The organism is Agrobacterium tumefaciens, from assembly GCF_005221385.1.
Lineage (GTDB): Bacteria > Pseudomonadota > Alphaproteobacteria > Rhizobiales > Rhizobiaceae > Agrobacterium > Agrobacterium tomkonis.
Genome location: NZ_CP039904.1, coordinates 1,262,133 through 1,285,743, shown reverse-complemented (window position 1 = coordinate 1,285,743; position 23,611 = coordinate 1,262,133). Strand labels below are relative to the sequence as shown.

The 23,611-nt window shown below is 59.9% G+C and carries 21 protein-coding genes; 4 read left to right on the top strand and 17 right to left on the bottom strand.

Annotated elements, in window-relative coordinates:
* Positions 1–71: 71 nt before the first annotated feature.
* The 10 genes from CFBP6623_RS21130 to CFBP6623_RS21085 all read right to left on the bottom strand — a co-directional run bounded on the left by CFBP6623_RS21130 (position 72) and on the right by CFBP6623_RS21085 (position 10,972).
* Entirely contained in the window at positions 72–413 is a 342-nt protein-coding gene (locus CFBP6623_RS21130) for a hypothetical protein (RefSeq protein WP_046802126.1), read from the bottom strand.
* 623 nt (positions 414–1,036) lie between these two features.
* Positions 1,037–1,822: a 3-hydroxybutyrate dehydrogenase gene (locus CFBP6623_RS21125; protein WP_046802127.1), complete on the bottom strand. Its 786-nt coding sequence runs from the start codon at positions 1,820–1,822 to the stop codon at positions 1,037–1,039.
* Positions 1,823–1,826: 4 nt separating this feature from the next.
* Entirely contained in the window at positions 1,827–3,782 is a 1,956-nt protein-coding gene (locus CFBP6623_RS21120) for an acetoacetate--CoA ligase (protein ID WP_046802128.1), read from the bottom strand.
* Complete coding sequence (gene mmsB / locus CFBP6623_RS21115; RefSeq protein WP_046802129.1) at positions 3,779–4,663, bottom strand: 3-hydroxyisobutyrate dehydrogenase; 885 nt, start codon at positions 4,661–4,663, stop codon at positions 3,779–3,781. The genes CFBP6623_RS21120 and mmsB overlap by 4 nt, the downstream gene beginning before the upstream one ends.
* A gap of 13 nt (positions 4,664–4,676) precedes the next feature.
* Positions 4,677–6,272 (bottom strand): GMC family oxidoreductase, encoded by a 1,596-nt coding sequence (locus CFBP6623_RS21110; protein WP_046802138.1) that lies wholly within the window; start codon positions 6,270–6,272, stop codon positions 4,677–4,679.
* A gap of 74 nt (positions 6,273–6,346) precedes the next feature.
* Positions 6,347–7,354 carry a branched-chain amino acid ABC transporter permease gene (locus CFBP6623_RS21105; protein WP_046802130.1) on the bottom strand — a complete coding sequence of 336 codons (1,008 nt, stop codon included), beginning with the start codon at positions 7,352–7,354 and terminating at the stop codon, positions 6,347–6,349.
* Position 7,355: 1 nt separating this feature from the next.
* Positions 7,356–8,243 carry a branched-chain amino acid ABC transporter permease gene (locus CFBP6623_RS21100; protein WP_046802131.1) on the bottom strand — a complete coding sequence of 296 codons (888 nt, stop codon included), beginning with the start codon at positions 8,241–8,243 and terminating at the stop codon, positions 7,356–7,358.
* A gap of 2 nt (positions 8,244–8,245) precedes the next feature.
* Complete coding sequence (locus CFBP6623_RS21095) at positions 8,246–8,947, bottom strand: ABC transporter ATP-binding protein (protein WP_046802132.1); 702 nt, start codon at positions 8,945–8,947, stop codon at positions 8,246–8,248.
* Between the two features lies 1 nt (position 8,948).
* The gene (locus CFBP6623_RS21090; RefSeq protein ID WP_046802133.1) at positions 8,949–9,734 is read right to left on the bottom strand and encodes an ABC transporter ATP-binding protein; all 786 of its coding nucleotides are present in this window, start codon (positions 9,732–9,734) and stop codon (positions 8,949–8,951) included.
* Positions 9,735–9,763: 29 nt separating this feature from the next.
* Positions 9,764–10,972: an ABC transporter substrate-binding protein gene (locus CFBP6623_RS21085; RefSeq protein WP_046802134.1), complete on the bottom strand. Its 1,209-nt coding sequence runs from the start codon at positions 10,970–10,972 to the stop codon at positions 9,764–9,766.
* A gap of 232 nt (positions 10,973–11,204) precedes the next feature.
* Between CFBP6623_RS21085 and CFBP6623_RS21080 the strand changes: the two genes are divergently transcribed.
* Complete coding sequence (locus CFBP6623_RS21080; protein WP_046802135.1) at positions 11,205–12,122, top strand: LysR family transcriptional regulator; 918 nt, start codon at positions 11,205–11,207, stop codon at positions 12,120–12,122.
* A 136-nt stretch (positions 12,123–12,258) separates the two neighbouring features.
* Positions 12,259–13,281: an LLM class flavin-dependent oxidoreductase gene (locus CFBP6623_RS21075; RefSeq protein ID WP_046802136.1), complete on the top strand. Its 1,023-nt coding sequence runs from the start codon at positions 12,259–12,261 to the stop codon at positions 13,279–13,281.
* Positions 13,282–13,332: 51 nt separating this feature from the next.
* On the opposite strand, the gene CFBP6623_RS21070 is transcribed toward CFBP6623_RS21075, so the two are convergent.
* Positions 13,333–14,451, bottom strand: coding sequence for a mandelate racemase/muconate lactonizing enzyme family protein (locus CFBP6623_RS21070; protein WP_062654444.1), 1,119 nt, complete (start codon positions 14,449–14,451; stop codon positions 13,333–13,335).
* 247 nt (positions 14,452–14,698) lie between these two features.
* On the opposite strand from CFBP6623_RS21070, the gene CFBP6623_RS21065 reads away from it, so the two are divergent.
* Complete coding sequence (locus CFBP6623_RS21065) at positions 14,699–15,373, top strand: GntR family transcriptional regulator (RefSeq protein WP_046801726.1); 675 nt, start codon at positions 14,699–14,701, stop codon at positions 15,371–15,373.
* 126 nt (positions 15,374–15,499) lie between these two features.
* A complete protein-coding gene (locus tag CFBP6623_RS21060; RefSeq protein WP_046801725.1) occupies positions 15,500–16,969 on the top strand; it encodes a mannitol dehydrogenase family protein in 1,470 nt (489 codons plus the stop codon).
* Between the two features lie 52 nt (positions 16,970–17,021).
* Here the strand turns inward: CFBP6623_RS21060 and CFBP6623_RS21055 are convergent, their stop codons facing one another.
* From CFBP6623_RS21055 to CFBP6623_RS21030, 6 genes are all read right to left on the bottom strand, one after another.
* Positions 17,022–17,867 (bottom strand): ATP-binding cassette domain-containing protein, encoded by an 846-nt coding sequence (locus CFBP6623_RS21055; RefSeq protein WP_046801724.1) that lies wholly within the window; start codon positions 17,865–17,867, stop codon positions 17,022–17,024.
* A complete protein-coding gene (locus tag CFBP6623_RS21050) occupies positions 17,864–18,703 on the bottom strand; it encodes an ABC transporter ATP-binding protein (protein WP_052760265.1) in 840 nt (279 codons plus the stop codon). The genes CFBP6623_RS21055 and CFBP6623_RS21050 overlap by 4 nt, the downstream gene beginning before the upstream one ends.
* Positions 18,704–18,706: 3 nt before the next feature.
* On the bottom strand, positions 18,707–19,621 hold the full coding sequence (locus CFBP6623_RS21045) for an ABC transporter permease subunit (RefSeq protein ID WP_046801723.1): 915 nt from the start codon (positions 19,619–19,621) through the stop codon (positions 18,707–18,709).
* Entirely contained in the window at positions 19,618–20,625 is a 1,008-nt protein-coding gene (locus CFBP6623_RS21040; protein ID WP_046801722.1) for an ABC transporter permease subunit, read from the bottom strand. Before CFBP6623_RS21040 ends, CFBP6623_RS21045 begins: the two co-directional genes overlap by 4 nt.
* Positions 20,626–20,687: 62 nt before the next feature.
* A complete protein-coding gene (locus CFBP6623_RS21035; RefSeq protein WP_046801721.1) occupies positions 20,688–22,292 on the bottom strand; it encodes an ABC transporter substrate-binding protein in 1,605 nt (534 codons plus the stop codon).
* Between the two features lie 117 nt (positions 22,293–22,409).
* Positions 22,410–23,597 carry a M24 family metallopeptidase gene (locus CFBP6623_RS21030; RefSeq protein ID WP_046801720.1) on the bottom strand — a complete coding sequence of 396 codons (1,188 nt, stop codon included), beginning with the start codon at positions 23,595–23,597 and terminating at the stop codon, positions 22,410–22,412.
* Positions 23,598–23,611: the final 14 nt, after the last annotated feature.

Sequence of the window (23,611 nt, the reverse complement as noted above, 5' to 3'; positions counted from 1 at the left end):
AAATGAAATCGGGGCCAATCTGGTTCCACACAAACTATTCATTTGTCGTGAAAAATTTCACGTCATGGTCGCTATGGGTTTTGCGGCGCCCCCGTCGAGTCCTGCCGCGAGGGGTTTGTGTCGGTGGAAGCGGGCGGCGCTACACGGCCATTTGCAGGGTTGTTGTCGAAGGTTCCGGAGCCGGAAGGCTGCTGCGGCACAGGGGCGGTCTCGGTCTGCGTGCTTTGCGGACGGTTTTCATCCGGCTCAAAAACCGAATATTCAACAACCGCCCAGACGACCAGCGCGAGAAGAAAGCTGACGATCAGAATGACAAGAACCGGCCGTCCTCTGGACCCCTGCCGCGCCCGGGTTGCCGTCTCCCTTTTCGGAGCGTCCCGACCGTGGAGATAGCTGGCATTTTCTCTGGCCATGTCTTTTACTCCCTGTAACCTGTCAATTTAATCCGCAGGACCACGGTTTTGTTCCAGACAGAAGAGAGAGCCTTCAGTTACACTCGGCCGGACGAGGCATATCCATATCTGGACAGGGGGTCGTCTCGATCGTGCTGAAGCTGTGCCTGAGCCCCAGCCAGGAGATTGTCCGCCAGGCATCGGCATCCGCCGTTTCACCCGGCGTGTCCGGGAAGGTCCCAGCGCTCGCGGTGCCAGCAGGGGTCTGGTTCAACCGCACAGGCGGCCGCACGCCGCCAAATTCGGAATGACCACTGGCAGCCCGATATTTTTTTGCCGCAGCGCGACGGCTGCGCCATACCGGCAGAATCTCCAGAAAAGTAAAAATTCTCAACATCATAATTATCAGGAAAATAGATCAATTAAAAACAGTGTCCGCACTCTGGCATGTTCGCCGGGAATGTGCACCCCTAATTGCGCCACAACCACAGCGAATAGTCAGATTGTGCTAATAATACGCCATAAAATGTCAGATCAGCAGCATAAATCTTCACGTTTCAGCGTCCCACAAAGCTATGGAATGGAAAATCGCAGAATAATGCCGGAAGGAAGCGAGGCGGCTTCGCAGAACATGCTGGCAGAAATCACTTCGCGGTCCAGCCGCCGTCGATGGAAATAGTCGTTCCAGTGATCGACCGCGCCATATCGCCCGCAAGATAAAGCGCCATTTCCGCCACTTCTTCCGGTTGCACAAATTGCCTGGTCGGCTGCGGCGCAAGCATCACCTTTTTCACCACATCCTCCTCGCTCATGCCATGCACACGCGCCTGATCGGCAACCTGTGCGGCAACGAGCGGCGTCCAGACATAACCGGGGCAGATGGCGTTGCAGGTGATGCCGAGTTCGGCCACTTCCAGCGCCACGCTTTTCGTCAGCCCCACCACGGCATGTTTGGTCGCCACATAAGGCCCCTTGAAGGGTGAGGCGCGCAGACCATGGGCGGAAGCGATGTTGACGATGCGGCCCCAGCCCCTTTCCTTCATGCCCGGCAGGGCCGCGTGGATGGTATGAAAGGCACTGTCCAGCGAGATGGCGACAATGCGGGAGAAGTCGGCGAAATCGAACTCGTCGATCGGTGCGACCTTCTGGATGCCGGCATTGTTGACCAGCACGTCGATGTGACCGAACTCGGCGATAACGGTTTCCGGCAGATGCGCGCTCTCGTCATAATGCGCGAGATTGGCTGAGAAATAGACCGGCCTGTGCCGCGCCACCTGCGCAACCATCTCCAGGGCCTGCGTCGCTTCTTCCGTCGTCTCTATGCCATGCACCGCGACCAGATACCCCGCCTCGGCAAAACGTTTTGCTATGGCGAGCCCGATGCCACTGGTGGAACCCGTAACGAGCACGGTTTTCGGTTGGTCCTCCATCGGCCTAGTCCTTCAGCTGCGGCAGGTTGCGGAAAAGTTCGAGTGCCTCAGGATTGGCGAGCGCATCGGCATTTTTCACCGGCCGGCCATGAATGGTATCGCGCACCGCGATTTCGGAAATCTTGCCGGAACGGGTGCGGGGAATGGCGCTGACGGCGATGATCCTTGCAGGGACATGCCGTGGCGTGGCGCCCGAACGGATGCGGTTGCGGATGGTCTTTTCCAGCTCTTCCGTCAGGGTCACGCCACCCTTCATGCGCAGGAAGAGGATGACCCGCTGGTCGCCGTCGATATCCTGCCCGACGGCAATCGCCTCCTCCACATCAGGCACGGTTTCCACCTGCCTGTAGATTTCAGCCGTGCCGATGCGAACCCCACCGGGATTGAGCGTCGTGTCCGAGCGCCCATGAATGACATATCCGCCGGAGGGGCGCATTTCGGCAAAATCGCCATGCGCCCAGATGCCGGCAAAGCGGTCGAAATAGGCCGCCTGATACCGCGACCCATCCTCATCGCCCCAGAATTTGACCGGCATGGACAAATGGGCATTGCGGCAGACCAGCTCGCCGGCAACGCCGCGAACGGAACGCCCCTCATCATCCAGCGTGTCGATATCCATGCCGAGCATCGCACCCTGCAATTCACCGCGATGCACCGGCTGCAGCGGATTGCCGCCGAGGAAACAGGCACAGATATCCGTGCCGCCGGAAATGGAGGCGAGATGCACATCCGCCTTCCAGTCGCGATAGATATAACCGAAGGATTGCGGGATGAGCGGTGAGCCGGTGGAAAGGATTGTTCGCAGCGATGAAAGATCGTGGCTTTCACGCGGTTTCAGTCCGGCCTTCAGGCAGGCGTCAATGAACTTGGCCGAAGTGCCGAAGGTCGCGATCCGTTCGGCATCGATGAGATCGATCAGCCGCGCAGGGTTGGGATAACCGGGATTGCCGTCATAGGTCACGAGCGTTGCGCCAAGCGCCAGGCCGGACACCTGCCAGTTCCACATCATCCAGCCGCAGGTAGTGAAATAGAAAAAGCGCTCGCCTTCCTGAATATCGCATTGCAGCTTCAGCTCCTTCATGTGCTGAAGAAGCAGCCCGCCGCCGGAATGGGTGATGCATTTAGGCTTGCCTGTTGTGCCCGAGGAATAAAGGATCGCCAGCGGCGCCTTGACGGGCAGCCGATTGAAGGCGATCTCGCCCGCCGCATAAGGCGCGACGAAATCCGTGAGCGTTACGCAGCCGAGATCGGCAAGGCTTTCGGGAACGGCGTCGCCGATCAGCACGATCTTTTCAGGAGCCGCACTTTCCGCCACGGCGCGGATGGTGGGTCCGACATCGATGCGCTTGCCCGCATAACCATATTCCGGCACGGCGATGAGGATTTTCGGATCGATCTGCGACAGCCGGTCAGAAGCGCCTGCCGGGCCGAAATCCGGTGAGCAGGACGACCAGATAGCACCGATGGCGCTGACCGCCAGATAGCTGACGATCGCCTCGATATCATGGGTGACGATGGCCCCGACACGGTCGCCTTCCTTCACGCCCGCATGGAGGAGCGCCTGCACCAGACGGGATACATCCTCATAAAGCTGCCTGCGGCTTATCTCACGCCGTGTGCCATCGTCGCGATGGGCGATGATGGCTAACCGCTCATCCGCATCGCGCAGCAGGTTTTCGGCGTAATTGAGCCTTGCGCCCGGATAAAACTCAGCCTCCCGGATCGTCGCTCCCGGTTTGAACGCCGCGTCGCCGCGTGTGCCGATGATCCCGAGTTCATCCCACAACGCATCGTAAAATTCATCCGGCGCGTCGATGGACCAGCGCAGCAGGCCGGCATAATCATCAGAGGCCTGCCCGTGCAGCTTTGCCGTTTTCGTCGCGAAAGCGAAAAGCGCCGAGCGCTCCACCCTTTCCCTTGGCGGCACCCACAGAATATCCGACGGCGTGGCGTCCATCATGCCTCGCTCCCGCGCAGCATTTCGACGATGGCGGAAAAATCGCGCCCGCCGCTTCCTTCGCCGACGAAGTTTTCATAAAGCGCCGCTGCCGCCGCACCGAGCGGGGTGGAAGCCCCGGCTCCATTCGCCGCCTCCTGCGAAAGCTTCAGATCCTTCAGCATCAGGGCCGCCGCAAATCCGGGCTGATAATCCTTGTTGGCGGGCGATGTTGGCACTGGCCCCGGCACCGGGCAATAGGTGGTGAGCGACCAGCATTGCCCGGAAGAGGTGGAGGCGACATCGAACAGCGCCTGATGCGAAAGGCCGAGTTTTTCGCCCAGAACAAAAGCTTCCGAAACGGCGATCATGGAAATGCCGAGGATCATGTTGTTGCAGATCTTGGCCGCCTGTCCGTTACCGCCCTTGCCGCAATGCACGATCTTCTTGCCCATCGCTTCCAGCACCGGCTTTGCCGCAGAGAAGGCCGCAGCCTCGCCGCCGCACATGAAGGTCAGGGTGCCGGCGGCAGCCCCGCCCGTGCCGCCGGAAACGGGGGCGTCAACGGAGGGGCAACCGGCGGAAGCGGCCAGCTCATGCGCCTTCAGGGCGCTTTCCATATCCACCGTCGAGCAATCGATGAGAAGCGTTCCGGCAGAGATTTTCCGGACCAGATCGCCATAGACGGAAACCACATGTTCGCCCTTCGGCAGCATGGTGATAATCACCTCTGCCGCTTCGATGGCTTCGGCGGAATCCGCAGCAACGGGAATGCCCGCCTCTCTCGCCGCCGCGCGGCAGGCGTCGGAAAGATCGTAACCCCTGACGTTATATCCGGCCTTGACGAGATTGGCGGCCATGGGCAGGCCCATATGTCCCAGCCCGATAAAAGCGACGGTCTTCATCGGAGCGCTCCTTTCAGCGATTATCCGCAAGGATCATGTCGGCAGCCTTTTCGGCAATCATGATCGTCGGGGAATTGGTATTTCCGGATGTGATGCGTGGCATCACCGATGCGTCGGCGACACGCAGCCCGGCGAGCCTGCGGAATTTCAGCCTGTTATCGACAACGCTTTCCATATCCGACCCCATGCGCAGCGTGCCGACGGGGTGGAAGATGGTGGTGCCGATATCGCCCGCCGCCTTGGCAAGATCATTGTCGTTTTCGAAGGAGGGACCCGGCTTGTATTCCTGCGGCTTGAACCGGGCAAAGGCCGGCTGGGCGACGATGCGGCGCGTCAGCCGCATGGAATCGATGGCCACCTGGCGGTCGCCTTCTGTCGATAGGTAGTTCGGGCGGATTTCCGGCTGCATGGCGAAATCCGGTCCTTTCACATGCACTGAGCCGCGGCTTTCCGGCCGCAGATTGCAGACACTTGCGGTAATGGCAGGAAAAGTGTGAACCGGATCACCGAACTTGTCGAGTGAAACCGGCTGGACATGATATTCCAGATCGGCGGTTTCCTTTTCCGGCGAGGAACGGGTGAAGACACCAAGCTGGCTCGGCGCCATCGACATCGGCCCGGAGCGCGTCAGCGCATATTCGAGGCCGATCCTCGCCTTGCCGAACAGGGTGGAGGCCCTTTCATTCAGCGTCAGAACACCGGAAACCTTATAGACCATGCGCAGCTGCAGATGGTCCTGCAGGTTCTCGCCCACACCCTGAACCTCCGCCACCGTATCGATACCGGCGGCCTGCAACACATCGCCACGGCCGACACCGGAAAGCTCCAGAATGTGCGGCGAGCCGACCGCGCCGGCGGAAAGCACCGTCTCGCGCCGCGCCCGCATCGTTTTCAAGACGCCGTCATGGTGAAACTCGACGCCGGTAACACGGCCTTCTTCGATGATCAGACGCTTGACGTGGGCCTTGGTCAGAACCGTCAGGTTCTTGCGGCCAAGCGCCGGTTTCAGGAAGGCTTTCGCCGTGTTCCAGCGCCAGCCCGCCCGTTGGTTCACATCGAAATAACCGGCGCCTTCATTGTCGCCCCGGTTGAAATCATCGGTCGCGGGAATACCCGCCTCACCCGCCGCCTTCTGGAAGGCGTCCAGCACATCCCAGCGTACGCGGGCCTTTTCCACCCGCCATTCACCGCCGGTGGAATGCATCTCGTTCTTGCCGCGATAAAAATCCTCCGACTTCAGGAAATAGGGCAGGATGTCGTTCCACCCCCACCCCTCGCAGCCGAGCTGCCGCCACATATCGTAATCGCGCGCCTGGCCGCGCATATAGATCATGCCGTTGATTGAGGAGCAGCCGCCCAGAACCTTGCCGCGCGGATAGATCAGCGAGCGGCCGTTAAGGCCCGGCTCTTCCGCCGTCTTGAAACACCAGTCGGTGCGCGGGTTGTTGATGCAATAGAGATAACCGACCGGAATATGGATCCAATGGTAATTGTCGTTGCCGCCCGCTTCCAGAAGCAGCACACGGTTGCTCGGATCTTTCGAAAGGCGGTTGGCGAGGACGCATCCGGCACTCCCCGCTCCGATGACGATATAGTCATATTCGCCCATATTTTTCTCCATACGCCAGCCTTGCCGCATCGTCCCGGACGCGGAGGAGGCAGTTCAAGTGTTTTCAAAAATGTTTAGCCGCGGTGCTGGAAGCCGAGTTTTCTCCCAAGCCGCGACGCGTAAAATTCACCGATCAAACCGCGCCGGAACACTAGAACGCAGGCCATGAAGACAAGGCCGGTAATGATGGTGACCGGGAAATCCGATGTCGCGAGATAGTTCTGCAAGGTGACGACGAGGCCCGCGCCAAAAATCGGGCCAATCATGGTGCCGATACCACCGAGCAGCGTCATCAGAATGACCTCACCGGACATCTGCCAGGTCACGTCAGTCAGCGTCGCGAACTGGAAGACCAGCGCTTTCAGGCCGCCCGCAAGGCCGGCAAGCGCCGCCGACATGACGAAGGCACCAAGCTTGTAACGCTGCACGCTGTAGCCCAGCGAAATGGCGCGCTGCTCGTTTTCGCGGATCGATTTCAGGATCATGCCGAAGGGCGAATTGACGAAGCGCCAGATGACCAGAAGTGCAAGAACAAAGGCGGCCAGCACCGTGTAATAGATATTGAGCGGCGCATTGAGATCGAGAAGGCCGAAGAGATGGCCGCGCGGCACGCCCTGCAGGCCATCCTCGCCATGGGTGAACGGCGCCTGCAGGCAGAAGAAATAAAACATCTGCGACAGTGCCAGCGTGATCATGGCGAAATAGATGCCTTGGCGGCGAATGGCGAAAAAGCCGATGACAAGTCCGAGAAGGGCTGCACCCGCCATGCCGATGACAAGGCCGATCTCGGGCGTCACGCCCCATTCCTTCACCGAATAGGCGGTGAAATAGGCGGCGCCGCCAAAAAACGCCGCATGGCCGAAGGACAGCAGCCCGGTATAACCGATCAAGAGGTTGAAGGCGCAGGCAAACAGCGCAAAGCACAGGAGCTTCATCAGAAAGATCGGATAAACGAACATAGGCGCGGCGATCAAAGCGGCGAGCCCCGCCAATATGAGAATAGCCTTGATTGTTCCCGCAGTCGTCGAAACTTCCGTCTGCGGCATCGCACCGGCAGTGGGGTTATGGGTGGCTTTGGACATATCAGGCGTCCTTTCCGAAAAGTCCGGCGGGGCGGATGAGCAGCACAAAGGCCATGATGACGAAGATGACGATGTTGGAGGCTTCCGGGTAGAACACCTTGGTCAGCCCTTCGGCGATGCCCAGCATATAACCCGTGACGATGGCCCCCATGATCGACCCCATGCCGCCGACGACGACCACGGCAAAGACGACGATGATGAGATTGGTGCCCATCAGCGGCGAGACCTGATAGATCGGTGCTGCCAGCACGCCGGTGAAACCGGCAAGGCCGGCACCCAGCGCGTAGGTCAGCGTCAGCAGCACCGGCACGTTGATGCCGAAAGCCTGCACCAGCGTCGGGTTTTCGGTGGCGGCGCGCAGGTAGGAGCCGAGCCGCGTCTTTTCGATCAGCGCCCAGGTGGCAAGGCAGGCGACCAGCGAAATGACGACAACAAAGGCGCGGTAGTTCGGCAGGAACATGAAGCCGAGATTTGTGCCGCCCGCCAGCTCACGCGGCACCGAATAGGGTTGACCGGCAGCGCCGTAAAGCCAGCGGAACGTGCCCTCCACCACCAGCGCGAGGCCGAAGGTGAAAAGCAGCCCGTAAAGCGGATCGAGATCATAAAGCCGCGACAGCAGGAACCGTTCGACGATCGCGCCGAAAAGCGCAACGACGAGCGGTGTCACCACCAGCGCGACCCAGAAATTGATGCCGAAATATTGCAGGCCGAGAAAGGCGACGAAAGCGCCGAGCATGTATTGCGCCCCATGCGCAAAATTGATGACGCGCAGCAGGCCGAAAATGACGGCAAGGCCGAGCGACAGCAGGGCATAAAACGAGCCATTGATAAGGCCGATCAGCAATTGCCCCAGCAGGGCCTGAATTGGAATGCCGAAGATCATCGTCATCGTTAAACCCCCAGCACTTTATTGAGTTCGCCCATGCGGCCGGAAAGCTCAGCCACCGGAAAGTTGCTGACCATCTGGCCGTGATCCATCAGGTAGAAGCGGTCGGCGATACGGCTTGCGAAACGGAAATTCTGCTCCACCAGCACCACGGTCATGCCGCGGCTCTTCAGCTTTTGCAGCACCTCGCCGATGCGCTGGACGATGACGGGGGCAAGTCCCTCCGTCGGCTCATCGAGCAGCAGCACCTTGACCCCGGTACGCAGGATGCGCGCCATGGCGAGCATCTGCTGCTCGCCGCCGGAAAGCTTCGTGCCGGGGCTCATGCGGCGCTCATGGAGATTGGGGAACAGTTCATAGATTTCATCGAGCGTCATGCCGCCGGATGCGACGACGGGCGGCAGCTTCAGGTTTTCCTCGACACTCAGCGTCGCGAAGATGCCGCGCTCTTCCGGCACGAAACCGATGCCGTATTTTGCCGTGCGATGCAGCGGCACCGGCATCATATCCTTGCCGCCGAGCTTGATGACGCCCTTGCGGTTGCGGATGATGCCCATGATGGTGCGCAGCGTCGTGGTTTTACCCACGCCGTTGCGGCCGAGAATGGTGATGGTTTCGCCTTCGCCGACGGTCAGATCGACGCCATGCAGCGCCTGGCTTTCGCCATACCATGATTTCAGATTGGAGACTTCGAGCATTGCCGCCATATCAAGCCTCCTCCGTGCCCATATAGGCCGTGCGCACACGCGGATCGGCGGAAACGGCGGCATAATCGCCCTCCGCCAGAATTTCACCGCGCTGGAGCACAGTGACGTGGTGGCAGATATCGGCCACGACTTTCAGATTATGTTCGACCATCAGCACCGCACGTGTCTTTGCCACCTCGCGGATAAGCTCGGCGACATGGGCAACATCCTCACCACCCATGCCGGCCATCGGTTCGTCCAGCAGCAGAACCTTCGGATCGAGCGCCAGTGTGGTGGCGATTTCGAGAACCCGCTTGCGGCCGTAAGAAAGATCGGCCGCAAGCGCATGTTTTTCCCGTGTCAGGCCAACCGTTGCGATCAGCTCCTCGGCGCGGGCATTCAACCTGTCGAGCGACGAGAGCGGCAGCCAGAATTGCGTTGCGAGGCCATTCGGCCGCTGCAACGCCACCCGCACGTTTTCCAGAACCGTCAGATGCGGAAACACCGCCGATATCTGGAAAGACCTGACGAGACCGAGACGCGCCACCTTGTCCGGTGGCGTCCTTGTTATATCCGTTCCCATAAAGGTGATCGCCCCGCCCGTCGGCTGGAGAAACTTGGTCAACAGGTTGAAGACCGTGGTCTTGCCGGCGCCGTTCGGACCGATAAGCGCATGCACGCGAGCATGGTGGACGTCGAGATCGACGTTTTTCACGGCCGCGAATGCGCCGAAGGTCTTGGAGAGACCGCGCGCCGAAAGCACGACGCTGGGTTCCGCCTGCCCGGCGAGGGCGGGAGCGATCGTCATGAAACTTTCCCCTTTATTGCTTCAGTCTTTTATTGCGTTACCAGCGGGCAACCGCTTTTTGCGGGGTCCATGAAGGCTTCCTTGCCGGGGATCGTCGCAAGCACCTTGTAATAATCCCACGGCTGCTTGCTCTCATCCGGCTTCTTCACTTCCATGAGATACATGTCGTGGATCATGCGGCCATTGGCGGCCACATGGCCATCCTTCGAGAAGACGTCGTTGACGGGCATTTCCTTCATGGCCTTGGCAACGGCATCGGCATCATCAGTGCCGGCCTTTTCGATGGCCTTCAGGTAATGCAGCACGGCGGAATAGGTGCCGGCGTGTACCATGTTCGGCATGGCGCCGGTGCGTTCCTTGAAACGCTCGCCGAATTTGCGCGATTCATCGTCGCGGTCCCAATAAAAACCTTCCGTCAGCGTCAGGCCCTGCGCCGCCTCAAGACCGAGGCCATGCACTTCGGCAAGCGTGAAAAGAAGAGCGGCGAGCCGCTGGCCACCGGCAACGATGCCGAATTCAGCCGCCTGCTTGATGGCGTTGGAGGTATCGAGACCGGCATTGGCAAGACCGATGACCTTCGCACCCGATGACTGCGCCTGCAGCAGGAACGAGGAATAATCCGTCGTCGCCAGCGGGTGCCGCACCGAACCCAGCACCTTGCCGCCATTGGCCTTGACGAAATTGGCGGTGTTTTCTTCCAGCGAATAACCGAAAGCATAGTCGGCGGTCAGGAAGAACCAGCTGTCGCCGCCCTGCTTCACCAGCGCGCCGCCAGTGCCGACCGCCAGCGAATAGGTGTCATAGGCCCAGTGGAAACCATAGGGGCTGCACTGCTTGCCGGTCAGTTCGGTGGTTGCCGCACCCGTATTGATGGTGATTTTCTTCTTGTCCTTGGACAGCGCCTGTACGGCCAGACCCACCGAGGACGAAGTCAATTCCATGATCGAATCGACTTGCTCGGTGTCATACCATTGCCGGGCGATATTGGAGGCGACATCCGCCTTGTTCTGGTGGTCGGCGGTCACCACCTCAACCGGCGCATTGAGCACCTTGCCGCCGAAATCCTCAACCGCCATTTTCGCGGCCTCGTAAGAGTACTTGCCGCCAAAGTTGGCGTAAACGCCCGACTGGTCGTTCAGGATACCGATCTTGACCTTGCCGTCCGAAATCTCGGCGGCATAAGCGGCGGTGCCGGCGGCCAGTGCCATGGCCGTGGATAAAACGATACTCTTGCGCATGACTTCTCCTCCCAGAGATGATTGCGAGCCTCAGATTGTCTGTGCAACAGTGAACGAAGTCGCATGGCGATCGTTGCGGGTGCTGCATCGAAACGGTCACGCCACTCTCCTCAAAGCGACGCATCCTCATTTTAGATTTCTCGAATTCCTCGGTTGACACAAGAGCACGGCATCATCAAATTTCGAACAGGAACTGTTCATTTTTGAACAGAACTCGCAATGGGAGACGGAATTGGCCACGCCTTTTACCTGGGATGACCTGCAATATTTTCTGGCGGTGGCCCGCACCGGACAGCTCTCGTCTGCCGCCCGCAGCCTGCGCACCAGCCACGCCACTGTCTCCCGCCACATCGACCGGCTGGAATTCTCCCTAAAAACCAAGCTGTTCGAGCGAAACCCGCGTGGTTACGAACTGACGACGGTCGGGCGGCGGCTGGTCGATACGGTCGAGCGTATAGAGGCGGAAGCGGAAAGGCTGCAGTCGGATATTTCCGAAAGCGGCAGCCTGCTGCGCGGCGTGGTGCGGCTCAGCGCGCCGGAAGGTTTTTCCAATTTTTTCTTCGTGGAGAGGCTGAAAGACTTCGCCGCCACCCATCCCCACATCATGGTGGAGATGGTGACGATCCAGCAAATCATGGCGCTTTCCAGAAAGGAAGCGGATGTGGCCGTCACGCTCGATCCGCCGAAAGCCGGCCCCTACATCAACGAACAGATCATCGATTACACGCTACATATCTATGCCTCACGTTCCTATCTCGCGGGGCGGCCGAAAATCACGCGGCGTGAGGATTTGCCCGACCACTTTTTCATCGGTTACGTACAGGACCTGATTTTTTCGCCGGGCCTCGATTATATGCGCGACGTGATGCCCGGCCTGCGCCCCAACTTTCAATCATCGAGCATTTTCGCCCAACTGACCGCCACGCTGAGCGGCCGTGGCCTGTGCATATTACCGAACTTCATTGCCGCCCGTTTTCCGGATTTACAGATGGTTCTTGCCGACGAAGTGGAACTGCGGCGCGGTTACTGGCTGACCAGCCATCAAGATTTCGCCAATGTGCCGCGTGTGCGCTCGCTGATGGATTTCATCCTGACGACTGCGCGCGCCCACGAAAATCTCTTCATCCTCGACCGCAGGACGATTGCCTGAAACGACCATCGTTCACATTTCGGCGACACCGTGTCTACGGGTGGCGGATTGGAGGATGCGTGCGGTTGCCTATATGACTGACAACAACGAAGCCGGTTTGTGAAAGCTGGCATCCTCCGACATCTGGAAGGTCATCATGAAAAAGATCGGATTTTTATCCTTCGGACACTGGACGCCCTCGCCCCAGTCGCAGACCCGTTCGGCGGCCGATACGCTGCTGCAATCGATAGATCTTGCCGTGGCCGCCGAAGAACTGGGCGCCGACGGCGCCTATTTTCGCGTGCACCATTTCGCCCGCCAGCTTGCCTCGCCTTTTCCGCTTCTGGCCGCCGTCGGCGCCAGAACGAAAAACATTGAGATCGGCACCGGCGTCATCGACATGCGCTATGAAAACCCATTCTACATGGCGGAGGATGCCGGCTCGGCCGACCTCATCGCCGGTGGACGCCTGCAACTCGGCATCAGCCGTGGTTCGCCGGAACAGGTGATCGATGGCTGGCGTTATTTCGGCTTCCGCCCGGCCGAGGGCGAGACCGAAGAAGATATGGCACGGCAACATACCGAGGTGTTCCTTGAACTTCTGAAGGGTGAAGGTTTCGCGCAGCCGAACCCGAGACCGATGTTCCCGAACCCGCCCGGCCTTTTGCGCCTGGAACCGCATTCCGAAGGGCTGCGTGAGCGCATCTGGTGGGGTTCGAGTTCCAATGCGACGGCGGTGTGGGCGGCAAAGCTTGGCATGAACCTGCAAAGCTCCACCCTGAAGACGGATGAGACGGGCGAGCCTTTCCACGTCCAGCAGGCGCAGCAGATCCGCACCTTCCGGGAAGCCTGGAAGGAAGCTGGCCATGCCCGCGAACCGCGCGTTTCGGTCAGCCGCAGCATCTTCGCGCTCGTCAACGATCGCGATCGGTCCTATTTCGGTTACGGCAATGAAGGCGACGACAAGATCGGTTATATCGACGACAAGACGCGTGCGATCTTCGGGCGCAGCTATGCCGCCGAGCCTGAAGCGCTGATCGAACAGCTGAAAGCCGATGAAGCCATCGCCGAGGCCGACACGCTGCTCCTGACCGTGCCGAACCAGCTGGGCGTCGATTACAACGCCCATGTGATCGAGACGATCCTGAAGCAGGTAGCGCCGGCTCTCGGCTGGCGCTAACGGCTTTTCCCTAAAAATGAACAAGGCGGCGCATTCTCTGCGCCGCCTTTTTTACTTCACCGCCTTGCCATAACGGGCGAAGCTTTCCGCCAGCGGCGTCGTGCTGGCGCCGGGCTGCTCCGGACGTTTGTAAACGCCATCCCGCACATGGATCGGCTCTTCGAAATGATCCTTGATCCACGGAATATATTCAAGAATGGTCGAAGCCGGATGCCAGTAGCTCAGATGCACATGCACCTGGCTCATCTCACCGGCATGCGGCACCACGGGCAGTCGGTGGGCGAGCGCCAGATCGGCGACTTGAATATATTCGGTGATCCCGCCAAGCCGCGTCACATCCGGCTGGACATAAGCGACCGCGCCGGCATCGATGAATGAACGGAACGCATCCACCGTATAAAGCTGTTCGCCGAGTGCAACCGGAATGGATGTGCTGCGCGCCAGCCGGGCGTGGCTGGTGACATCGTCATACCAGAGCGGTTCCTCGAACCAGTAGATATCCAGATCTCTCGCCGACGCGCAAAACCGCTGGCATGTCGGCAGATCCCACTTGCCATTACCGTCAATGGCGATGCGGATCGAGGAGCCGACGCGCTTGCGGACGGCGGCAAGCCGCGCAATGTCGATATTCGGATCATCATGACCGACCTTGAGTTTCAGGCGAGTGAACCCATCCTCCTCCACGGCCTTTGCACTGCCGGCCAGCAGGTTTTCCGGCGTAAAGGAAAGCCAGCCGATATCGGTGTTGTAAGCCTCCACGCCTTCCGTGCGGGCGCCGCCGAGATATTGCCAGAGCGGCACACCCGCCTTTTTCGCCTTGATATCCCACAACGCCACGTCGATGGCGGCAAGCGCCAGATGGGTGATGCCCGCCCGCCCGACCCATTGCAGCGAGGGGTAACGGGCAAGTTTCGTCCAGAGTCTCGAATGTTCCGATGCGTCCTCACCCAGCAACAGGGGAGCATAACAATCGCTGATGCAGGACGTAATCAGCCTGTCGGATGGCAGATGCGCGTGGGTGCCGGTAAAACCATAACCCTCAATACCGTCACTCGTCGTGATTTTTGCGCCAACGACGCCCCAATGGGTGATGCTGTGGGTGGAATCGGAGATAGAATCCGATGTGAGCGGCAGATGCAGGATGAAAGGTTCGACAGCGGTAATTTTCATGATCAGTCATTCCTCGATGCTTGAACGCTTCTGGGGAGGAACATGCGGACTCCCCAGTGAGGCATCGCCCCGCGATCAGTAACCGCAAGAGATGAGACCGTCGGGGATTGCCGCGCTACCCTCCTCCAGCAGCCGGCTTCCGATAACGAATAGAGCTAACGGAAAAGCCGTCATTGTAAAATAAAAAATTTTTTATTTTTAATATTTGATTATTGCCTGTCCTCCAAAGCTGCGCAATGATGTGGCCATGAACACACTCGTCAAAGTCACGCTCGCCGAACAGGCGCACCGGGAACTTCGCGCGCGCATCGTCAGCGGCAAATTGCGCGGCGGCGAGCGCCTGCTGCCAAACGAGCTTGCCGCCGATCTCGGCATCAGCCCCACGCCGGTCAAGGAAGCCTGTGTGAAACTCGAGGCCGACGGGCTGGTGGTCAACTCTTCAAGGCGCGGCATGGTGGTGCGCGATTTCACGGTGGAGGATGTGGAAGAGCTCTACGCCGCCAGAATGCTGCTTGAAAAAGGCGCCGTCGAAGTGGCTTTCGACGCCGGGCAGCTGGATGGCGCGCTGCATGCGCAGCTTCTTGAAAGCCTTGCGAAACATCGCGAATTCGCCAAAGGCTCGACACTGGATGAATTGTCGAAAGCGCTTTTTTACGATCGCAGCTTCCATACGACCCTTGTGTCGGCCGCGCGCATTCCCGTCATTTCCGGCTCGCACGAGCGCATTCTCGACCAGACCCACACGGTTTTCGTCTCGATCCTCGGTGATTACGCCCGTTCGGTCGAGGAGCACCAGAATATCGCCGACGCCATCGCCGCCGGCAGCAAGGCCCAGATCGTCGATGCCCTGTGGCGGCATCTCGAACGCAGCCGCCAGAACACGCTGCGTCAGATCCGGCTGCTTAAAGAGGGTGGGGCCTGATCCATTTAGAAGACCCTGATCTATTCAGAAAACAACGGGAGGAACTGACATGCGCGAAAATCCGGATGCCGAAATTCCAGCGGCACGAACCGCGACTACCCCCTTCCGCGTGGGGATTTCGCATTGATGACAGACAGGCTTTCCGCCGCCACCCTTCCCCGCCTGCCGCAATCCGTGGCAACGCCCACCTATGATCGCCAAACGGTCACACCCGGCATCGTGCATCTCGGGGTCGGGGCGTTTCACCGGGCGCATCAGGCGGTTTTCATTGATGACTGCCTCAATCGCGGTGAAACACAATGGGGCATCATAGCCGCGTCGCTGCGCAGCCCGGACACGCGCGATGCCATAGAACCGCAGGACAATCTCTACACATTCTGCTTACGCGACGGCCAAAGCGAGCACCTGCGCATCATCGGCTCCATCATGGAGACCATCGTGGCGCCGGAAGACCCCGAAAGGCTGGTGGAGCGGCTATCCGATCCGCGCGTGCTCATCGTCACCCTGACCGTGACGGAAAAGGGTTATCTCACCAATCTCGCTTCCCGCAGCCTGCTGCGTGACCATCCCGATATTCTCCACGACCTTGAAAACCCGGACCGGCCACGCTCCATCTTCGGTTTCATTCTCGCTGCTACGCAACGCAGGCGCAAAGAAGGCTCGCTGCCGCTGACGCTTCTTTCCTGCGATAACCTGCCCGCCAACGGACATGTGTTGCAAAAGCTGCTGCTGGAATTCGTCGCACTTGCCGACCCTGAACTGGCCCCGTTCATCGAAACCAATATCGCCTGCCCCTGCTCCATGGTGGACCGGATCGTTCCCGCCACCACCGAGGCGGACCGGGATGCGATATCAACGGCACTTGGGGTGCGCGACGCTTGGCCGGTGGTGGCAGAGCCCTATTTCCGCTTCGTCATCGAAGACCGTTTTCCGCATGGAAGGCCGGCGCTCGAAAGATCGGGTGTGGAGTTCGTCAGCGACGTCGAGCCCTACGAACATATGAAACTCAGAATGCTGAACGGCTCCCACAGCGCCATCGCCGCCATAGGCCAGATCGCGGGCCTTAAAACGGTTGCCGATGCATGGGGTGAAAAAACCGTGCGCGATTTCATCGACGCCTATTGGCGCGAAGTCGGCCGGACGTTGGACCCTGCGGTCGATGGAGCAGAATTCGCAGCCGGCCTCAGGGAGCGTTTCGCCAACCCCTCTCTGCAGCACAAGACCATGCAGATCGCCTCCGACGCCTCGCAGAAAGTGCCACTGCGTATTCTTGGTCCATTGCGCGAATTGCTGGAAGAACAGGCCGACAGTCGGGCCGTTATTTTTGCCGTCGCTTTGTGGATCAGATCCTGCGCAGACAGGGATGAAAAGGATCAGCCGATCACCATTCTCGACCCCGCTTTCAAGGAGTGGGATGCGCCGGACCAGCTGGCAATGGCACCGGATGCTGTCGTTGACCGCTTCCTCACCTTCACGCGCACATTCGGCGACGACCTGCCGGGCAACGAAAATTTCGTGTCCTCCCTGAAAGCCGCCTATCGTGACATCCGCGAGCAAGGCGCACTTGCCGCTATCGGCATGTTTTTAAAGTCCTGAAAAAGCAACAGGCCGGAAACCCGGCCTGTTTTCTAACTTGATGCTTCTACGCTCAGGCCGTTGCGGCCTGCCGCGCCGCCTTGCGGCGTTCCACGCGGGCGCGGATGGCATCGACATCCGTGATCGGTGTCGCGGCGAAGAGCTGGCGCGTATAGGGATGCTTCGGATCGGCGAAGAGTTCCTCGCGCGTCCCCTGCTCCACCGCCACGCCCTTGGAGATGACCATCACATCGTCGGCGATATAACGCACCACGGAAAGATCGTGGCTGACGAAGACATAGGTCAGCTGAAACTCTTCCTGCAAATCCGCAAGCAGGTTCAGCACCTGCGCCTGTACCGAAAGATCGAGCGCCGAGACCGGCTCATCCAGCACCAGCAGTGCCGGGTTGAGCATAAGCGCGCGGGCGATGGCAATGCGCTGGCGCTGGCCGCCGGAGAACATGTGCGGATAACGGTTGAAATGCTCAGGACCGAGACCGACCTTCACCAGCATGGCTTCGGCCCGCTCGCGACGCTCGGAAGCCGGTATTTTCGTGTTGATGATGAGCGGTTCCATCAGCACGTCACCCACCTTCTGGCGCGGATTGAGGCTGCCATAGGGGTTCTGGAACACCATCTGCACCTTGGAGCGCATTTCCGTATCGGGGCGGCGCCTGGCGATATCGACCGGCTTGCCTTCGATCTTGAGTTCGCCGCCGGATGCCGGATCGATCAACGCGATGATACGCGCAAGTGTCGACTTGCCCGAACCGGATTCACCGACGATGGCGAGCGTCTTGCCACGCTCGACGGCAAAATCGACTCCCTTAAGGGCCTGAACCGTCTTGGCCGCGCCGAACAGGCCGCCCGGAACGTGATAATCGCGGGTAATGCCCTTGCCTTCGACAACAATGCTCATTGAACGCCCTCCTTGCCGAAGAAATCGGAAACCGTGGGCAGGCGGTCGCCGGTGGCATTTTCCGGCAGGGCCGAAAGCAATGCCTTGGTATAGGGATGCTGCGGGGCCTCGAACAGGCTCAAGACATCCGCCTCCTCCATCTTGCGGCCCTTATATTGCACCACGACGCGGTCCGCGGTTTCCGCCACCACGCCCATGTCATGGGTGATGAGGATCAGCGCCATGCCGTATTCTTCCTGCAGGTTCATCAGCAGATCGAGAATCTGCTTCTGGATCGTCACGTCAAGCGCAGTCGTCGGCTCGTCGGCGATCAGCAGGCGCGGTTTGGAGGCGATTGCGATCGCGATCATCACACGCTGGCACTGGCCGCCGGACATCTGGTGCGGATAGGCATTGAGCTTGGTTTCCGGCTCGGGAATGCCGACCGCGCGGAACAGTTCCAGCGCCCGGGCGCGGGCGGCGGAACGGCCCATGCCGAGATTGAGGCGCAGCACTTCCTCGATCTGGAACCCGACCGTAAAGGACGGGTTGAGCGAAGCGACCGGCTCCTGGAAGATCATGGTGATCTCGCGGCCGATCACCCTGCGGCGCTCCTGCGGCGACATGGTCAGCAGGTTCTTGCCGTCGAAGGTCATTTCATCCGCGGTAATCGTCGCGGTATCGGGCAGAAGCCCCATGACCGCGAGCATCGATACCGACTTGCCGGAACCGGATTCACCGACGATGGCCAAGACTTCATGCTTGTCGACAGATACGTCGATGCCGTTGACGGCGGTAAAGGCGCCGGTGGCGGTGGCAAATTTGACGGTGAGGTTCTTGATTTTCAGCAGGCTCATCGCTCAGCTCCGCTTCAGTTTGGGATCGAGCGCATCGCGCAGACCGTCGCCCATCAGGTTGATGGCAAGCACCGAGATCAGGATCGTCAGGCCGGGAAGCGTCACGACCCACCAGGCGCGCAGAATGAACTCGCGCGCTTCGGCCAGCATCGTGCCCCATTCGGAAGCGGGCGGCTGGGCGCCCATACCGAGGAAGCCGAGGGCGGCCGCATCGAGGACCGCAGACGAGAAGGACAGCGTCGCCTGCACGATCAGCGGCGCAAGGCAATTCGGCAGGATTGTCTTGAACATCAGCCGGAAATTGCCGGCACCCGCCACACGGGCGGCGGTGACATATTCGCGTCTGAGTTCGCTCATGACGGCCGCGCGCGTCAAACGCGCGAAATGCGGCTGATAGACGATGGCGATGGCGATCATGGCGTTGGTAAGGCCCGGCCCAAGAATGGCGACCAGCACCAGCGCCAGCAGCAGCGACGGAAACGCCAGGATGACATCCATGACGCGCATGATGACGGTATCCACCCAGCCGCCGAAAAAGCCGGCGACGAGACCGATGACGATGCCGCCGACGAGGGCGATGGAAACGACGACGACGCCGATGAACAGCGAATATTGCGCGCCATAGATCAGCCGGGACAGCATGTCGCGACCGACCGCATCGGTGCCGAAGAAGAAGCCGGCGCGGCCGCCTTCCTGCCAGACGGGCGGGACAAGAAGCGCATCACGATATTGCTGCGTCGGATCATGCGGCGCGATCAGCGGCGCGAAAACCGCCACCAGCACCAACAGAGTAAAGACGGCAAGGCCGATGACGGCGCCACGGTTCTGACGGAAATAGAACCAGAAATCGGCGATCATCCGGCGGCGAATGGCGGCGTCCGAAAGGCGGACGCCGGGCGTGGTGGTCACATCGCTCATTTGTGACGGATCCTTGGATTGATGAGGCCATAGGTCAGATCGACAAGCAGGTTGACGACCATTACCAGGCCCGCAATCAGCAGCAGGCCGCTCTGCACGACCGGATAGTCGCGGCGCGAGATGGAATCGATCATCCACTTGCCGATGCCCGGCCAGGAAAAGATTGTTTCGGTCAGGATGGCACCCGCCATCAGCACGCCAATCTGCAGGCCGATGGTGGTGATGACCGGGATCATGGCGTTGCGCAGCGCATGCACGCCGACGACGCGGGAGGCCGACATACCTTTTGCACGGGCCGTGCGGACATAATCCTCACCCAACACTTCCAGCATGGCCGAGCGCGTCTGGCGCGCAATGACCGCCAGCGGAATGGTGGCAAGCACCACCGAAGGCAGGATGAGATGCGACAAGGCCGAGGCGAAGGCGCCCTTCTGCCCGGAAATCAGGCTGTCAATCAGCATGAAACCGGTGACGGAGGGGAAGAAATACATCAGCGAGATGCGGCCCGACACCGGTGTCCATTGCAGGATGCCCGAGAACATGATGATCAGCAGCAGACCCCACCAGAAGATCGGCATGGAGAAGCCGACGAGCGCGGTCGTCATGGAAATCTGGTCGAACCACGAGCCACGGCGAATGGCGGCGATGACGCCGACCGGCACGCCGATGACGGTGGCGATGATGATGGCAACGAGGCCAAGCTCGACCGTCGCGGGGAAGAGCGACAGGAACTCGGTCAGAACAGGTTTCTTGGTGACCAGCGAATTGCCGAGATCGCCCTGAAGCAGCCGTCCGAGGAAATGAAGATATTGCTGCCAGATGGGCTGCGCGAAGCCGAGCTGTTCGGCAAGCTGCGCATGCCGTTCGGGCGATATGCCGCGTTCGCCGGCCATCAGCAGCACGGGATCGCCCGGCAGAACGCGCACGAAGGCGAAGGCGACGATGGTGATCCCGAGGAAGGTCGGAACGAGATAGAGAAGTTTGCCGAGAATGAACCGGATCATGGTTTTTTCCTGAAAAGACGCGCGGAAGAACAGGGTTCTTCCGCGCGTCTTGTTGTTTGGGATTACTCCGCGATATCGACGGATTCGAAGGTGAAATCGCCAAGCGGGCTCATGGTGAAGCCGGAAACCTTAGCGGACATCGGAACGAACTGCGTGGAGTGCGCAAGCGTCGCCCACGGAGCCTGTTCCTTGAAGATCACCTGCGCCTGCTCATAAAGCTTGGTGCGCTCGGCAACATCAGTGGTCTGCTTTGCCTTGGAAAGCAGCTCGGAGAACTCCTTGTTGCACCACTGCGCGCGGTTTGCACCACCTTCGCCGGTTGCGGCGCAGGAGAGCAGAACGCCCATGAAGTTATCCGGGTCACCGTTATCGCCGGTCCAGCCGAGGATGACGGCACCGTCGCGGTTCACTTCGGTCGACTTCTTGAGATATTCGCCCCACTCGAAGGAGACGATCTCGGCCTTGACGCCAACCTTCGCAAAATCCGACTGGATCAGCTCGGCCGTGCGGCGTGCGTTCGGCATGTAGGGACGCTGAACCGGCATCGCCCAGATCTTCATCGACAGGTCCTTGACACCAGCGGCTTCGAGAGCCTTCTTGGCCGCTTCCGGATCGTAGGCATCATCCTTGATGCTGTCGTTATAGGACCACATTGTCGGCGGGATCGGGTTCTTGGCAACCTGGCCGGCGCCCTGGAACACGGCGTCGATGATCGCCTGCTTGTTCATCGCCATGTTCAGCGCCTTGCGGACTTCCGGCTTGTCGAAAGGCGCAACGGTGGTGTTGTAGGCGAAATAAGCGACGTTCAGACCCGGCTGCTCATCGAGCTTGAGGTTCTTGTCGGCGCGGATGGTGGCAAGATCGGCCGGGGCCGGGTAAGGCATCAGGTGGCATTCGCCGGCCTTCAGCTTCTGCAGACGCACGGCGGCATCAGGCGTGATCGCGAAGATCAGATCGTCGATCTTCGGCGCGTCACCCCAGTAGTCGGCATTCTTCTGGTAGCGGATGACCGCGTCCTTCTGATAGGCGACGAACTTGAACGGACCGGTGCCGATCGGCAGGTTGTTGAAGTCTTCCTTGGTGCCGGCCTTATCAAGCGTATCGGCATATTCCTTCGACACGATCGAAGCGAAAGGCATGGCGATGTTGGCGAGGAACGGAGCTTCCGGGCGCGTCAGCACGAACTTGACGGTGTAATCGTCAACCTTGACGATTTCCTTGATCAGCGACGGCATTTCCATGGAGTTGTAATATTCGTAGGTGATGCCTGCGATATACTGGTTCCACGGGTTCTTCGCATCACCCTGGCGGTTGTAGCTGAAGATCACGTCATCGGCGTTGAAATCGCGGCTCGGCGTGAACTTCTCGTTGGAGTGCCACTTTACGCCCTTGCGCAGGTGGAACGTGTATTCGAGGCCATCGCTCGAAACATCCCATTTTTCCGCAAGGCCCGGCTCGACTTCGGTCGTGCCCTTCTTGAACTCGGCCAGACGGTTGTAGACCGGGTGCGCGGAGGCATCGAAGGTGCCGCCAGCGGTGTAAGGCGACGGATCAAAGCCTTCCGGCGATGCCTCGGAGCAATAAACGAAGGTCTTCGCCATGGCAGGCACGGCGGAAGTGATCGCAATCGCAGAGGCGATAAGCAAACTGCGGGTCAGCGTTTTCATCTGGTGGTCCTTTCCCTCTTTTTCTGAGTTCCTGCGGCCCCGTTCGGGGGCCTACCTCTCCTGGTCGGCAGCGGCACGAAACCCGTGTCGCCGTTCGGTCCTTTGCCTCCCGACCAATTACCCGGCGACCGGCTGAAACAGCCGGTCGAGGTTCTTTTCCGGCGGGCAGAACCAGCGCGGTCCCGCCTCCGTCATATAAACAATGTCCTCAAGACGGACGCCGCATTCCCCATAAACGCACAGCATGGGCTCGATGGAAAAGCACATTCCCGGCTCAAGAGCCGTCGCATTTCCTGCAACGATATAGGGTTCTTCGTGAATATCCAGCCCAAGCCCGTGGCCGGTGCGATGCGGCAGACCCGGAAGCTGATAATCCGGGCCGAAACCGGCCGCCTTCAGGCTGTCGCGCGCGGCCTTGTCGACATCGGAACACGCAGCACCGACGTGGGCCGCAGCGAAGGCCGCAGCTTGGGCATCGCGTTCGGCGTTCCAGAGGAAACGCTGCCGCTCGGTCGGGTTTCCGAAGACATAGGTGCGGGTGATGTCGGACCGATAACCATGAAGAATGGCGCCCAGATCGACCAGCACCATATCGCCGTCGTCAAGCGTCTGCGCATAGGGAACGCCATGCGGATAGGCCGTCGCCTCGCCAAACTGTACCGCCACAAAAAGCGGTTTCATGCCAAGGGCAATATGCGCGGCGTTAACGAAATCAGCCACTTCGGTGGTGGAAATGCCGGGACGAAGCCCTTCGAATACGGCCTTCTGCACCCCGTAACTCGCATCCATCGCAGTCTGGATGATGGCGATCTCGGCCGCGGACTTGACCTGTCGCTGCGCGACGATCATCGGCTGGGCGGACATGATCCGTCCTTCCAGACGCTGCATCAGGGCGGATGCGAAAACAAACGGTGTAGCGGGGTCGATGGCGACAAGATGGCCGGGACAGGAAAGTGCCGCGACGCGTCCTGCCATCAGGTCGAAGGGATTTTCATCCTCTTCCCAAACAGCGACTTCGCCCTTGATGCGAATGAGGGTCTGAAGTTTCGGCTCTTCGAATGTCGGGCTGATATAGATCGGTGCGCCCTCAGCTGGCACCAGAGCGCCATGAATTCGCTCCGAAAGGCCAAGTGACAGACCGGTATAATAGGTCAGCGACGATGATGCATCGAGCCAGACCGCCTTGATATTGTCCTGGATCATCCGCGCTTGAAGGCCGCGTAGCCGCAACCTGAGCTCGTCTTCAGCGATCGATGAAACCGCGATCGGCTGAAACCGCTTCAGCGCCTCTTGAAAGTCTGCCATTCTCTCCCCGCCGC